Source organism: Pseudomonas sp. B34(2017), from assembly GCF_002112915.1.
Lineage (GTDB): Bacteria > Pseudomonadota > Gammaproteobacteria > Pseudomonadales > Pseudomonadaceae > Aquipseudomonas > Aquipseudomonas pharyngis.
This window is the reverse complement of the sequence record NZ_NEJA01000002.1, coordinates 501649-514656: the sequence shown is the minus strand read 5'-3', so window position 1 is coordinate 514656 and position 13008 is coordinate 501649. Positions and strand designations below refer to the sequence as shown.

Annotated in this window: 14 protein-coding genes; 10 read left to right on the top strand and 4 right to left on the bottom strand. The window is 61.6% G+C overall.

The features are described 5' to 3' along the window. Window positions 1-128: 128 nt before the first annotated feature. Window positions 129-1028, bottom strand: a complete 900-nt coding sequence (locus tag CAF80_RS07785) for a LysR family transcriptional regulator (RefSeq protein ID WP_085667095.1) — start codon at window positions 1026-1028, stop codon at window positions 129-131. A gap of 99 nt (window positions 1029-1127) precedes the next feature. Between CAF80_RS07785 and CAF80_RS07780 the strand changes: the two genes are divergently transcribed. The 7 genes from CAF80_RS07780 to CAF80_RS07750 all read left to right on the top strand — a co-directional run bounded on the left by CAF80_RS07780 (window position 1128) and on the right by CAF80_RS07750 (window position 6741). Beyond that, window positions 1128-2219 carry a polyamine ABC transporter substrate-binding protein gene (locus tag CAF80_RS07780; protein ID WP_085667257.1) on the top strand — a complete coding sequence of 364 codons (1092 nt, stop codon included), beginning with the start codon at window positions 1128-1130 and terminating at the stop codon, window positions 2217-2219. A 26-nt stretch (window positions 2220-2245) separates the two neighbouring features. Beyond that, entirely contained in the window at window positions 2246-3205 is a 960-nt protein-coding gene (gene speB / locus CAF80_RS07775) for an agmatinase (RefSeq protein ID WP_085667094.1), read from the top strand. A gap of 89 nt (window positions 3206-3294) precedes the next feature. Beyond that, complete coding sequence (locus tag CAF80_RS07770; protein WP_085667093.1) at window positions 3295-4011, top strand: YafY family protein; 717 nt, start codon at window positions 3295-3297, stop codon at window positions 4009-4011. 51 nt (window positions 4012-4062) lie between these two features. Next, on the top strand, window positions 4063-4404 hold the full coding sequence (locus CAF80_RS07765) for a nuclear transport factor 2 family protein (RefSeq protein ID WP_007957516.1): 342 nt from the start codon (window positions 4063-4065) through the stop codon (window positions 4402-4404). A 22-nt stretch (window positions 4405-4426) separates the two neighbouring features. Then, window positions 4427-5545 (top strand): cell division protein ZapE, encoded by a 1119-nt coding sequence (gene zapE / locus CAF80_RS07760; protein ID WP_085667092.1) that lies wholly within the window; start codon window positions 4427-4429, stop codon window positions 5543-5545. A gap of 18 nt (window positions 5546-5563) precedes the next feature. Continuing rightward, window positions 5564-6145 carry a DinB family protein gene (locus CAF80_RS07755; RefSeq protein WP_085667091.1) on the top strand — a complete coding sequence of 194 codons (582 nt, stop codon included), beginning with the start codon at window positions 5564-5566 and terminating at the stop codon, window positions 6143-6145. A gap of 98 nt (window positions 6146-6243) precedes the next feature. Next, the gene (locus CAF80_RS07750) at window positions 6244-6741 is read left to right on the top strand and encodes a GNAT family N-acetyltransferase (RefSeq protein ID WP_039768172.1); all 498 of its coding nucleotides are present in this window, start codon (window positions 6244-6246) and stop codon (window positions 6739-6741) included. 83 nt (window positions 6742-6824) lie between these two features. On the opposite strand, the gene CAF80_RS07745 is transcribed toward CAF80_RS07750, so the two are convergent. The 3 genes from CAF80_RS07745 to CAF80_RS07735 all read right to left on the bottom strand — a co-directional run bounded on the left by CAF80_RS07745 (window position 6825) and on the right by CAF80_RS07735 (window position 9406). After that, window positions 6825-7031 (bottom strand): hypothetical protein, encoded by a 207-nt coding sequence (locus CAF80_RS07745; RefSeq protein ID WP_085667090.1) that lies wholly within the window; start codon window positions 7029-7031, stop codon window positions 6825-6827. A gap of 230 nt (window positions 7032-7261) precedes the next feature. Further along, a complete protein-coding gene (locus CAF80_RS07740) occupies window positions 7262-9013 on the bottom strand; it encodes a phosphoethanolamine transferase CptA (protein WP_085667089.1) in 1752 nt (583 codons plus the stop codon). Window positions 9014-9223: 210 nt separating this feature from the next. After that, entirely contained in the window at window positions 9224-9406 is a 183-nt protein-coding gene (locus tag CAF80_RS07735; protein WP_007957508.1) for a DUF6026 family protein, read from the bottom strand. 273 nt (window positions 9407-9679) lie between these two features. Here CAF80_RS07735 and gnd point away from each other — a divergent pair, with 273 nt between their 5' ends. Genes gnd through CAF80_RS07720 form a run of 3 tightly spaced genes read left to right on the top strand, consistent with a single transcriptional unit; the run spans window position 9680 to window position 12986 of the window. Further along, complete coding sequence (gene gnd, locus CAF80_RS07730; protein WP_039768174.1) at window positions 9680-10660, top strand: phosphogluconate dehydrogenase (NAD(+)-dependent, decarboxylating); 981 nt, start codon at window positions 9680-9682, stop codon at window positions 10658-10660. After that, entirely contained in the window at window positions 10657-12180 is a 1524-nt protein-coding gene (gene zwf / locus CAF80_RS07725) for a glucose-6-phosphate dehydrogenase (RefSeq protein WP_085667088.1), read from the top strand. Before gnd ends, zwf begins: the two co-directional genes overlap by 4 nt. Next, window positions 12177-12986: a Cof-type HAD-IIB family hydrolase gene (locus CAF80_RS07720; RefSeq protein ID WP_074690947.1), complete on the top strand. Its 810-nt coding sequence runs from the start codon at window positions 12177-12179 to the stop codon at window positions 12984-12986. Before zwf ends, CAF80_RS07720 begins: the two co-directional genes overlap by 4 nt. Window positions 12987-13008 lie beyond the last annotated feature (22 nt).

Here is a 13008-nt window from a genome sequence, read left to right as displayed (position 1 = left end):
CGCAATGCGGGGCCGGGTCGGAAAATGGGTGCGCAGGATGCCGTAAGCGAGGGGCGAGGGCAACGCATGATCGTTCCCACGCTCTGCGTGGGAATGCAGCCGGGGACGCTCCGCGTTCCAAAAAATGCTCAGGTTCGACCAAAGGCGCAGAGCAGATCCTGCTCAAAGGCTTTCTGTGCATCTCCCGGTACTTGCGCCCGATGGCGGGCCAGATGGAACGCCACGTCAAAGCTCAACTCGCCTTCGCGCACTGGCCGCAACAGGCCCTTGTCCTGCCATTGGCGGGCGTAATGGTCGGGCAGATAACCGACGTGCTTGCCGGACAGAATGAAGGCGAGGGTACCTTCGACCTGCTCCGAGCGCGCCGAGCAGACCTTGCCCTGAAACGGCTCGTCACTGCGCAGAAACCGGTAGGGGTGATCGACCCGGTCGCAGGTCTGCAACGCCGCATCATCGGGCGCATCGTCGGTAAACAGCGGGTGGCCGGGCGCGCAATACAGATGCTCGGTTTCGCTGAACAGCTCGCGGTAGTCGAACGCGCTCTGCACCTGGGAGAAGTAACCGATGGCCAGGTCCAGCCGCTGTTGCAGCAGCAGACGCTCCATTTCGCCGGGCATGGCGCTGATCAGCTCGATTCGCACCGATTCGTCCCGCTCGCGAAAGCGCCGGATCGCATCCGCCACCCGTTGCAGCACCGACTGATCGACCGCTTCCGACAGACCCAAGCGCACTTCACCGATTAAGCGCCCGGCGACGCCGTTGGATTGATGGCGGAAGGTTTCGATCGAATCGAACAGCGCCCGCGCGGCAATCAACAGTTGCTCGCCCTTGGGCGTCAGGCTGAAACCGCCCTTGCCCCGGTTGCACACCCGATAGCCGAGACGCGTCTCAAGCTTGGCCATTTGCTGGCTGATGCTCGACTGGCTCAGCCCCAGTTCACCCTGGGCTGCGCTGAAACCATTGGATTCGACTACGCCGAGAAACAGCCGCAGAAGCTGAAGATCGACATCGTGGAGCTGACCGAGCATCACATTACTCCTGGATAAAGTCAGGTTAACAAGCTTGATATTTTTCGAATGTATCCGGCGGCGCATCCTGCCACCACTTCCTTCGGTCAGGTGTTCGTCATGGCTCCCGTCTTCAAGCTGTGTTTGCCCGCGTTGTTGCTTACCGTCTCCATCGCCGCCCAGGCCGAAGAGAAAACCCTCAATCTCTACAGCTGGGCCGATTACGTGGCGCCTGACACCTTGCAGCGCTTCGAAAAGGAAACCGGCATTCACGTGCGCTACGACACCTTTGATACCTCCGAGGTGCTGGAAACCAAACTGCTCACCGGCGGCAGCGGCTACGACGTGGTGGTGCCTTCGTCCAGCGTGCTGGCCCGTGGTTTGGCCGCCGGCGCGCTGAAGGAAATCCCCCGCGACAGGCTCAAGGGCTACGCCAATCTCGATCCGGATCTGCTGGAAAAACTGTCAGCGGTCGATCCCGGCAATCGCTACGGCGTGCCTTACACCTGGGGCACGCTGGGGCTGGGCATGAACGTCGAAGCCGTCAAACAGCGGCTGCCGGATGTGCCACTCAACAGCCTCGATCTGCTGTTCAAGCCTGAATACGCCAGCAAACTCAAGGATTGCGGGATCGCGATTCTCGATTCGCCGCAGGAAGTGATCGGTCTGGCGCTGCACTATCTCGGGAAAGATCCCTACAGCACCGACAAGAAAGATCTGGTCGCCGCCGAAGCCTTGTTGCAGCAGTTGCAGCCCTCGGTGCTGTACGTCGCCACCGGGCGGCAGATCAATGATCTGGCCAACGGCAGCGTCTGCCTGGCGCTGACCTACAACGGTGACGCGAGCATGGCCGCCGATCAGGCGCGCAAGGCCAACAAGCCGTTTGAAGTGGCTTACCGGATCCCCAAGGAAGGCACGCTGGTGTGGCAGGACAACCTCGCCATCCCCAAAGACGCGCCGCACCCGGAAGCTGCTCGCACCTTCATTGAGTTCATGTTGCGCCCGGAATCCGTGGCGGCGCTGACCAATACGCTGTTCTTTGCCACCGCCAACCAGGCCGCCACGCCGCTGGTGGATGAAGCGGTGCGCAACGATCCGGACATTTACCCGAAATCCGAAGTGCGCGAGCGGCTGTACGCCGACCACAGCATGAGCCTCAAGGACATGCGCCAGCGCACACGCCTGTGGACCACTTTCCGTAGCCGCCAATAGCCTTTCATAACAACAGGAGCACACCGATGGACGTGCCAGTGCAAAACGATCAGGCCCTGACCCGTGACAGCCTCTACGGCACCGCTGCCGAAAATACCTACGCCGGGATTACCAGTTTCATGCGCCGGCGCTACAGCCGCGACCTGCGCGGCGTGGACGTGGCGGTCAGCGGTGTGCCGTTCGACACCGCCACCAGCAACCGTCCCGGCGCACGTTTCGGGCCGCGCGGGATTCGCGCGGCGTCCACCGGGATTGCCTGGGAACGGCACTGGCCGTGGGCGTTCGACCCGTTCGATCATCTGGCGGTGATCGATTACGGCGATTGCGACTTCGATTACGGCTCGCCGCACACCATCCCGGAAAGCATCGAGGCCCACGCCGAGCACATTCTCAGCTCCGGCAGCGCGATGCTCACCTTCGGCGGCGATCACTTCATCAGCTATCCGCTGCTCAAGGCCCATGCGCGCAAGCACGGCACGTTGTCGCTGATCCACTTCGATGCGCACAGCGACACCTGGCCGGATGAGGCGGGCAAGCGGGTCGATCACGGCACCATGTTCTGGCACGCGGCGCGAGAAGGGCTGGTGGATCCGGCGCGTTCGGTGCAGATCGGCTTGCGCACCACCAATGACGATCATCAGGGCTTTCAGGTGCTGGACGCGCGGCAAGTGCATCGCCGTGGTTGCGAAGCCATTGTCGAAGCGATTCGCGCGCGGGTCGGCGATCACCCGGTGTACCTGACGTTCGACATCGATTGCCTGGATCCGGCCTTCGCACCGGGCACCGGTACGCCGGTCTGCGGCGGCTTGAGCACGGTGCAGGCGCTGGAGATCCTTGGCGGTCTGCGCGGGATCAATCTGGTCGGGATGGATGTTGTGGAAGTCGCCCCGGCTTATGACCACGCGGACGTGACGTCGCTGGCGGCGGCGACCCTGGCCATGGAGATGCTTTGCCTGTACGCGGCCCGGCACAAAGTCGACGCGTGATCCCCTCCGAGCCTGGTGAAAGCTCCTGACAATTTCTGACACCAGGCTCTGCTAAGCTCCGGCAAATTTTCTGCCCAGAGCCTCAAACCGTGTCGCGAACCACACGTCTGTTGACCCTGCTGCAAGTGCTGCGTGGCAAGAAGCGCCCGGTCACCGCAGCAACGCTGGCGTCCGAACTGGGAATCTCCGAACGCACCCTCTATCGCGATATCGCCGAACTGACCGCCCTCGGCGCGCCGATCCATGGCGAGGCGGGCATCGGGTATGTGCTGCGCAGCGGTCTGTTTCTGCCGCCGCTGATGCTCAACGCCGACGAGACCGAAGCCATCGTGCTGGGCCTGCGTTATGTCGATCAGCGCGGCGACGAGGTGCTGAGCAAAGCGGCTGCGGATGCACTGGCGAAAATCGCTGCGGTGCTGGACCCGCAGGCCCAGGAAGCGCTGCGCAATCCGACTGTCATGCCCGGGCCGCCGGGTTACGGTTTTCCGCAAAACGCCGTGCCGTTGAACGTGTTCCGCCACGCCATCCGCGATCAGGCCAAGCTGCACATCGATTACGCCGATGCGCAGCAGGTGCAGAGCCAGCGGTTGATCTGGCCGCTGGCGCTGGGTTTTCTCAACGAGGTGCGGATCATCGTCGCGTGGTGCGAATTGCGCGGCGCCTATCGTACGTTTCGCACCGACCGGATTGCCGCCGCCAGCCTGCAGGGCGAGCGCTATCCGGGGCGGCGCAGCGAGCTGTTGCGCACTTGGCAGCGGCTGATGCAACTGGACGAAAACGGCCGCTTCACTCCTGACAGGAATTGACGCAGGGCTGTTCTAGGATGGCGACAGAACCCGAAAAAAGGAGCTGCACTCATGTTCCATCCCACCTCGATACTCGCCCCGGCCATCGTTGAGTACATCAATGCTGCCAATGCTCGCGATACCTCCCGGGTCGGCAGTTTTTTTGCCGAGGATGCCCACGTGTTCGATGAAGGCCATCATCAGGTCGGCCCGCAGGCCATCGCCAATTGGATGCAGGACACCGCCCAGCGCTATCAGCCGCGGGTCGAAGTGCTCGGCGTCCAGCAGCGCACCGGCAAAGTGCTGGTGCAAGGGCTGATCTCCGGAACGTTTCCCGGCAGCCCGCTGGAGCTGCGCTACACGTTCCGCCTTAACGAACAGGGCAAAATCGCTCGGCTGGATATTTCCCTGTAGCCGTCGTGGCATACTGCCGCGCATGACTTTCGACTCCCCTCTGAGCGCTTGGCAATACGCCGTCGACCACAAGGGCTTCATCCAGGATGAAGCCCAGGAACACGCGGTCTGGGCCTTGCAAAAATGCCATGAAGCCCTGCACGCCGGTGCCCGTTCGGTCACCGGCGTTTACCTGTGGGGCCCGGTCGGGCGCGGCAAGACCTGGCTGATGGACCAGTTTCATCAGAGCCTGCGGGGGCCGGCGCGGCGGCAGCACTTTCACCACTTCATGGGCTGGGTGCACCAGCGCTCCTTTCAGTTGACCGGGATCGCCGATCCGTTGCGAGCCCTGGCCCGTGAGCTGGCGGCTGAAGTGCGAGTGCTGTGTTTCGACGAGCTGTTCGTCAATGACATCGGCGACGCGATCATTCTCGGGCGCTTGTTTCAAGTGATGTTCGATGAGGGCGTGGTGGTGGTCTGCACTTCCAACCTGCCACCGGATCAGCTGTATGCCGACGGCTTCAACCGCGACCGCTTTTTGCCGGCGATCACCGCGATCAAGCAGCACATGCAAGTGGTCGCGGTGAATGGCGCCGAAGATCATCGATTGCATCCCGGTGCCATCGAGCAGCGTTACTGGGTCACTCAGCCGGAGCAGGCTAGCGCGCTAAGCCAGGTGTTCGACGCCTTGGCGGCCGGGCAAACCGTCAGTGGCGAACCGGTGCCGGTCGGTTACCGTGCCTTGAACGTGGTGCAGGCCAGCGATTCGGTGCTGTGGTGCCGTTACGCCGATCTGTGCGAGCAACCGTTCGCCGCCATGGATTTCATCGCGCTGTGTGACACCTACCGGGCTATCCTGTTGAGCGAGGTGCCGAACCTCAGCGCGAAAAAGCGCGAGGGGCGGATCGCCCGTGGCACCGAGGACGGCGCGGAACGGGTGGTGGCCGGCGATCGCGAATTGCCGCAATTGTCGGTGCACGACGACGGCGTGCGCCGCTTCATCGCGCTGGTCGACGAGTGCTACGACCGCAAGGTGCCGCTGTACATCGAGGCCGAAGTGCCGATGGACGCGCTGTACACCGAGGGCTATCTGGAATTCCCGTTCCGCCGGACCCTCAGCCGCTTGCAGGAGATGCAGTTGCAACGCTTCGCCGAGACCTGAAAACACGGAGGGCGCGACATGACTCAGCCACTGTCCCATCATTTGCTGACCATGGCTTATCAGAATGCCTGGGCCAATCATCGACTGGCCAAGGCCTGGAGCCAGCTCGACGGCACGGAGCTGGCGGCGCCACGGGTCAGTTTCTTCCCGAGCATCCGCCTGACCCTCAACCACATCCTCACCTGCGACTGGTTTTACGTCGACGCGCTGGAGCGGGAGTTGCGCGGTGACGAACCGCATCCCGATTGCTACGTGTTCTTCAACGCTGACGAACCCTTCACCGAGTCACAGGCCTTGCGCCGGGAACAGGCCCATGTCGACCGCAGGCTGATCGCCTACTGCGAGCAACTGCGCGATGCCGATCTGGGGCGCATTGTCACCATCGCCCGCGACACGCCACAGCACGACAGCCGTCTGCGGATGATCTCGCACCTGTTCGAACATCAGATCCACCATCGCGGCCAGGTTCACGCCATGCTTAGCGGCACTTCGGTGAAGCCGCCGCAACTGGACGAGTTTTTCTGTGCCGGCGAGTCCGGTTTGCGAGCCGAGGATTTTGCCGAGCTGGGTTGGACCGAAGAGCTTATCTGGGGGCACTGAAAACGTCGGGTTGTCGCCGGGACCTGCCTCGCGCTAAGGTCGCCGAGCCTATCAGTGCGTATCAAACGCGCCGGGGCCCCGTGCGATCGAGGAAGGAAATGGATTCCGCAGAAATTCTTGTGCTTCAAGCCAGTTACACCAATCCGGTGCATGCCGAAGCCATCGGTGTCGTACTCAATCATTACGCCGAGGACCCGATGGGCGGCGGCCATCCGATTGCCCCTGAACTGTTGCAGCAACTGCCCGCCGAACTGGCCAAACGGCCCCACGCGTTCAGCGTCCTGGCCTTTGTCGGTGGCGAGCCGGCGGGGCTGGTGAACTGCTTTGAAGGGTTTTCCACGTTTGCCTGCAAACCGCTGGTCAATGTGCACGACGTGTCAGTGGTGACCAAGTTTCGCGGTCTGGGGCTGAGTCAGAAAATGCTGCGCAAGGTCGAGGACATCGCCCGTCAGCGTGGTTGCTGCAAGATCACTCTGGAGGTACTCGAAGGTAACGCCATAGCGCAAAATTCCTATGCCAAATTCGGCTTCGCGCCAGGCATGTTCGACCCGAATCACGGGCGCATGCTGTTCTGGATCAAGGATTTGCAGGCGTAAAAAAAAGGCGCCCGGAAAGGGCGCCCAACTGTCATCTGCGAAGCCAGAGCGAGCCATCGCAGGTCCATCGGTAAAGCGTTCGCTCAAGGGCGATAGGACTCGGTGACCTGGGCGGTCTGGTCGTCCGGAACCTTGAGTTCATTGGTCTTCGCCTCAGCCTGCGGGCTCTGTGCGGAATGAACCGGGAAGTTTGCCCAGTAATGTCTCATGCGCTCGGCGCCGCCTTCGGCGAATGCGCTGGCGGATGCCAGGGTGAGTAGACCGGCAAGGATTGCAGTCGTGGTTTTCATGGTGCCTCCTACGAAAAATGTCGGAGCCGTTCATCCATGAATCAGGGCCTCGAGGGGCAGTGTCCGTCGAGGGCATTAACAAGAGGTTAACGCTCGTTCAGTCTAGGTTTTACAGGGTATTTCCACGGCGTATCGGACGAACGCTGCACGCGTGAATGACGCGTGCAGGTTGCAAGGGAAGGGGCAGTACGATTGTAAATGTTGAAAAGGGCCGGTTGCGGCCCTTTCTGTTACTCCTGCAGCACCACTTCCGTAGTGGTGGCCGCGGGTTTTTTCGGCTTCATCAGGCTGAAGTCGATCAGGGCCCGCTGTTCGCGTTCGTAAGGGTTGCCGATCAAAAGCGGACGCGGCTTGAAGCTGTCGCTGACCAGACTTTTGGTGCGATCCAGCTCATCGAAACTCAAACCGGCCAGATCCGCCCAGGTGTGGATCAAGTGCGAGCTGCTGTAAGGGCGGCTCAGATCCCCGGCAAAGCTCCAGTCGTGGGTTTCACGCCATTTTGGCGACGCCCAGGCCATGAACGGAATGGTGTACATCGGCGCCGTCGGCTTGTTTTCGTTGCGACCCAGCGTGCTGTGGCCCACCGAGTCGAACACGTCTTCACCGTGGTCGGAGAGGTAGAGCAGGAAGCCGTTCGGATCGGATTTGGCGTAATCCTTGATCAGGCTCGAGACCACGAAATCGTTGTACAGCACGGCATTGTCGTAGCTGTTGTAGGTCGGCACCTGATCGTCACGCACACCGGCCGGAACGCCGTTGCGATCCTGGAACTTGTCGAAGCTCGGCGGATAACGGTACTGGTAGCTCATGTGCGTACCGAGCAGATGCACGACGATCAACTTGCGCGGCGCCGCGTCGGCCAGGGCCTTGTTGAACGGCTCGATCACGTCGCCATCGTACTGCGCAGCGTTCTGGTTGCGGTTGTTGTTCAGGTACACCTGCTCGTCGGCTTGTTCAGAGAACGTCGTGAGCATGGTGTTGCGCTTGGTCATGGTCTGCTGGTTGGTGATCCAGAAGGTCTTGTAGCCAGCCTGTTTCATCATGCTGACCAGCGACGGCGTGGACAGGTACAGGTCCGGGTTTTCTTCGTCGGCGAAGGTCAGCACCTGTTGCAGTGCCTCGATGGTGTACGGGCGCGGGGTGATGACGTTGTCGAAAACTGTCAGCTGATCCTTGAGCTTGTCCAGTTCCGGTGTGGTTTTGCGCGGGTAACCGTAGAGGCTCATGCGCTGGCGGTTGGTGGATTCGCCGATCACCAGCACCAGGGTCGCCGGCTGATTGGCGCCCGAGTCCTTGAGGTTTTTCAGCGGCGGGATCTTGCTCGCGCTGTGCAGCATGCCCTGCATGTCGGCCAGGGTTTCCTGATAGCGGTGATAAGCCACGGCCATCTGCCACGGCACGGCCGGCTCGATACGGGTTTCGAATTTCTCGAAGCCTTGCTCGAAGCTGCCGGTGCGCATTGTCTGCTTGACCAGCGGATAACCGATCACGGCCACCAGAATCGCCATGGCGGCGACGAATGCCCGGCCACGGGGCAGGTACACCGGACGCAGGCGGGTCCACAGGAAATACGCGAACGCGGTGTGCGCGAGGAACGCCGGGACCATCCACCAGGCAAAGTACTGGGTCATGTACTCGCCAGCTTCGGACACGTTCGACTCGAACATGATGAAGATCACGCTCTGGGAGAATTCCTGCTGGTAGATGAAGAAATAACCCAGGCTGGCCATCGAGCAGGCCCACAACACCACGCCGATCAGCGCGGCGAGCAGGCGGGTGCGTTTGGGGAACAGCAGCATCGGCGCGAGCCACACGGCGCTCATCACGAAGGCCTGGCGGAACCCGGTGAACCCTGAGGTGCCCGTCAGCTGGATCAGCAGTTGGGTGATACCGGAGAAGTACCAGAAGAACACGAACAACCAGATGAAACCGGCCCAGTCGAAACCTGTCGCAGTCGTATTGCTGCGTTTGAACACCGCCATTCAGCACTCCAGCTCAGTCGTTACATCCACCACCGGGCGTTTCATGCAAAGGGCGCATGAGCCCGACGAACGGAGGCCATGCGCACAGACGCACGGCCAGAATGCGCGGGAGTATCAACAAGCGAATGTGAAAACTTTGTTAGTTGCCGAAAAGGGCAGGAGGTGCAGCATGTCGGGAACAGCAATGGCTGCTCCCGAAGCGGGCGGGGATCAGGCGTGGGGCGAGCGCTGTACGCGTGGCAAGGGCTGCGGCTCGGCGCCTTGGGTCAGCAGGCGCAATTGCGCGAGTTCCTGCTTGAGCTGGTCGCGTTCATCTTTCAACTGACGCAATTCATCACGACGGATGGTGACGTACAGGGTTTGTGGCGGCATTGCTGTGTGTACTGTGCCCATTGCTCACCTCGCAAATGGCGTGTCTCAACTGTAGTTCAGCCCCGAATTCGGTTGCTGACATACTATCGGCGCCGATTTTGATTTCTTTCGCTCGTGAATGGAACTTTTTTATTTTTCATGGTCGTTGTGTCTTCGGCACGTTTCCCGACGTTATCAGTCTGGATCGGGCACAATGCCCGGAAACTTCACACCGACGCTCTGGACTAAGCTCCATGATTCACGTTGGGCTATAACCTTTGACACACTTTTATTTGTAGTAAGGAGCATCAGCACATGCAACTCGGGATTATTGGACTGGGCCGCATGGGCGGCAATATTGCGCGACGTCTGATGCTCAACGGTCACACCACCGTTGTTTACGACCGCAATACCGCCTTTGTCGACACCCTGGCCGCCGAGGGCTCTACCGGCGTCGCCGATCTGCCTGCACTGGTCGCAGGCCTGGCCAAGCCGCGTGCGGTGTGGGTCATGCTGCCGGCCGGCGCACCGACTGAAGACACCATCGAAACCCTGAGCACGCTGCTCGAGGCGGGCGACACCATTATCGATGGCGGCAACACCAACTATAAGGATGACATCCGCCGGGCCAAAACCCTGGCCGAGAAGGGCCTGCACTACATCGACGTCGGCACCTCCGGCGGCGTCTGGGGCCTGGAGCGCGGCTACTGCATGATGATCGGCGGCGATGCCGAGACCGTTAAGCGTCTGGATCCGCTGTTCGCCGCGCTGGCGCCGGGCATGGGCGACATCCCGCGCACCAGGGACCGCAAGTCCGATGACCACCGCGCCGAGCACGGCTACATCCACGCCGGTCCCGCCGGTGCCGGTCACTTCGTGAAGATGATCCACAACGGGATCGAGTACGGGATGATGGCGGCCTTCGCCGAAGGCTTCGACATCCTCAAGACCAAGTCCAGCGAGCTACTGCCGGAAGATCAGCGTTTCGACCTGAACGTGGCTGACATTGCCGAAGTCTGGCGTCGTGGCAGCGTGGTGTCGTCGTGGCTGCTCGACCTGACCGCCGATGCCCTGGCGGTCGACCCGAAACTCGACGGTTTCTCCGGCTCCGTGGCTGACAGCGGCGAAGGTCAGTGGACCATCGAAGCGGCCATGGAACAAAAGGTGCCGGTACCGGTGCTGTCCAACTCGCTGTTCTCGCGCTACCGCTCGCGCGGCCAGGGCACTTTCGGCGACAAGATTCTTTCGGCCCAGCGCTTCGGCTTCGGCGGCCATGTGGAGACTGCGAAGAAATGACCCATACGATCCGCAGGAAATCCAAGGCAGAACCCGCGCCACCGACCACGCTGTTTCTGTTCGGCGCCCACGGTGATCTGGTCAAGCGCCTGCTCATGCCGGCGCTGTACAACCTGAGTCGCGACGGCCTGCTGGATGATGGCCTGCGGATCGTCGGCGTTGACCACAACGCCATTACCGATGAAGCCTTCGCGCAGAAGCTCGAGGACTTCATCCGCACCGAAGTGGCAGCCAAGGTCGGCAAGGGCGATCAGATGCTTGATCCGGCCTTGTGGGCCAAACTCGCCAAAGGCATCAGCTACGTCCAGGGCGATTTCCTGGACGACAGCACTTATTCAGCCCTGGCGGCGAAAATCGCCGACAGCGGCACTGGCAATGCGGTGTTCTACCTGGCCACCGCGCCACGTTTCTTCAGCGAAGTGGTGCGCCGTCTCGGCAGCGCCGGATTGCTCGAAGAAACCCCGGAAGCCTTCAGAAGGGTGGTGATCGAAAAACCGTTCGGCTCCGACCTGCAAACCGCCGAGGCGTTGAACGCCTGCCTGCTCAAGGTCATGTCGGAAAAGCAGATCTACCGAATCGATCACTATCTGGGCAAGGAAACCGTGCAGAACATTCTGGTCAGCCGGTTCTCCAACAGCCTGTTCGAAGCGTTCTGGAACAACCACTACATCGACCACGTGCAAATCACCGCCGCCGAAACCGTCGGCGTCGAAACCCGTGGCAGTTTTTATGAACACACCGGCGCCCTTCGGGACATGGTGCCCAACCACCTGTTCCAGTTGCTGGCCATGGTCGCGATGGAGCCGCCGGCCGCGTTCGGCGCCGATGCGGTGCGGGGCGAGAAGGCCAAGGTGGTCGGCGCGATCCGCCCCTGGACCCTCGAAGAAGCTCGGGAAAACTCGGTACGCGGCCAATACAGCGCCGGTGAAGTCGCTGGCAAACCGGTGGCCGGTTACCGCGATGAAAACAATGTCTCCCCCGAAAGCACCACGGAAACCTACGTGGCGCTGAAAGTGATGATCGACAACTGGCGCTGGGTCGGCGTGCCGTTCTACCTGCGCACCGGCAAGCGCATGAGCGTGCGCGACACCGAGATCGTCATCTGCTTCAAACCGGCGCCGTATGCGCAGTTCCGCGATACCGAGGTCGACGAATTGCAACCGACCTACTTGCGTATCCAGATCCAGCCCAACGAAGGCATGTGGTTCGACCTGCTGGCCAAACGTCCGGGGCCGGCGCTGAACATGGCCAACATCGAGCTGGGCTTCGCCTACAAGGACTTCTTCGAAATGCAGCCGTCCACCGGCTACGAAACCCTGATCTACGACTGCCTGACCGGTGACCAGACGCTGTTCCAGCGCGCTGACAACATCGAGAACGGCTGGCGCGCGGTGCAGCCGTTCCTTGATGCCTGGCAACAGGACGCCAGTGTACAAACCTATGCCGCCGGCGAAGACGGGCCGAAAGCCGCCGATGATCTGCTGACTCGCGATGGTCGCGTCTGGCATGGTCTCGGATGAGCGAGCCGATCCGTTTTCTGTTGAGTGACATGGACGGCACGCTGTTGCTGCCCGATCACAGCCTGAGTCAGCGCACGATTGACGCGGTTCGTTCGCTGCGCGAAGCGGGCGTGCTGTTCAGTCTCGCCACGGGGCGGCCGCCCAAAGCCATGCTGCATCAAATCGAAGCCCTGGGCGTCGATCTGCCGACCGCTGCGTTCAACGGCGGCACGATCGTCAACCCGGATGGCAGCATTCTGGTCGCGCATTACCTGCCGGCCACGGCCGCGCTGACGGCGCTGGCGCTGTTTGCCGATCAGCCGGATGTCGAAATCTGGGTGTTCAGCGGTGGCGACTGGCTGCTCAAGGATCCGCACGGGCCGATGGTGCCGCGCGAGCAGCACGGGCTGGGTTATCCGCCGGTGGTGGTGGAGAGTTTCGAGCCGTATCTGGAGCGCATCGACAAGATCGTGGCCACCAGCAACAACACCGAACTGCTGATCGAGCTGGAGGCGCGTTTGCTGCCGAAGGTCGAGGGCCTCGCGCAGGTGTCGCGCTCGCAACCGGTGTACCTGGACGTGACGGCAGTCGAGGCGAACAAGGGCTCGGCGCTGGTCACGCTGGCTGAACACCTCGGTGTGCCGCTGGCGCAGACGGCTGCGATTGGCGATGGCGGCAATGATCCGGCAATGTTCCATGTTGCCGGTCTGTCGATCGCCATGGGCCAGGCCGAGGACGCGGTGAAGCGTCAGGCCGATGTGGTGACCGGGCCGAACACCGAGGATGGCGTGGCGCAAGCCATCGAGAAGTACATCTTGCCGCGCTGATTTACGTAAAAAAAAACGGGAG

Excerpts from the sequence above, each read along its gene's own strand:
- CAF80_RS07735 (WP_007957508.1), bottom strand. The coding sequence starts at position 9,406 with ATGGGCACAGTACACACAGCAATGCCGCCACAAACCCTGTACGTCACC.
- CAF80_RS07780 (WP_085667257.1), top strand. The coding sequence starts at position 1,128 with ATGGCTCCCGTCTTCAAGCTGTGTTTGCCCGCGTTGTTGCTTACCGTC.
- CAF80_RS07765 (WP_007957516.1), top strand. The coding sequence starts at position 4,063 with ATGTTCCATCCCACCTCGATACTCGCCCCGGCCATCGTTGAGTACATC.
- zapE (WP_085667092.1), top strand. The coding sequence starts at position 4,427 with ATGACTTTCGACTCCCCTCTGAGCGCTTGGCAATACGCCGTCGACCAC.
- zwf (WP_085667088.1), top strand. The coding sequence starts at position 10,657 with ATGACCCATACGATCCGCAGGAAATCCAAGGCAGAACCCGCGCCACCG.
- CAF80_RS07785 (WP_085667095.1), bottom strand. The coding sequence starts at position 1,028 with ATGCTCGGTCAGCTCCACGATGTCGATCTTCAGCTTCTGCGGCTGTTT.
- CAF80_RS07745 (WP_085667090.1), bottom strand. The coding sequence starts at position 7,031 with ATGAAAACCACGACTGCAATCCTTGCCGGTCTACTCACCCTGGCATCC.
- CAF80_RS07750 (WP_039768172.1), top strand. The coding sequence starts at position 6,244 with ATGGATTCCGCAGAAATTCTTGTGCTTCAAGCCAGTTACACCAATCCG.
- CAF80_RS07740 (WP_085667089.1), bottom strand. The coding sequence starts at position 9,013 with ATGGCGGTGTTCAAACGCAGCAATACGACTGCGACAGGTTTCGACTGG.
- CAF80_RS07720 (WP_074690947.1), top strand. The coding sequence starts at position 12,177 with ATGAGCGAGCCGATCCGTTTTCTGTTGAGTGACATGGACGGCACGCTG.
- speB (WP_085667094.1), top strand. The coding sequence starts at position 2,246 with ATGGACGTGCCAGTGCAAAACGATCAGGCCCTGACCCGTGACAGCCTC.
- gnd (WP_039768174.1), top strand. The coding sequence starts at position 9,680 with ATGCAACTCGGGATTATTGGACTGGGCCGCATGGGCGGCAATATTGCG.
- CAF80_RS07755 (WP_085667091.1), top strand. The coding sequence starts at position 5,564 with ATGACTCAGCCACTGTCCCATCATTTGCTGACCATGGCTTATCAGAAT.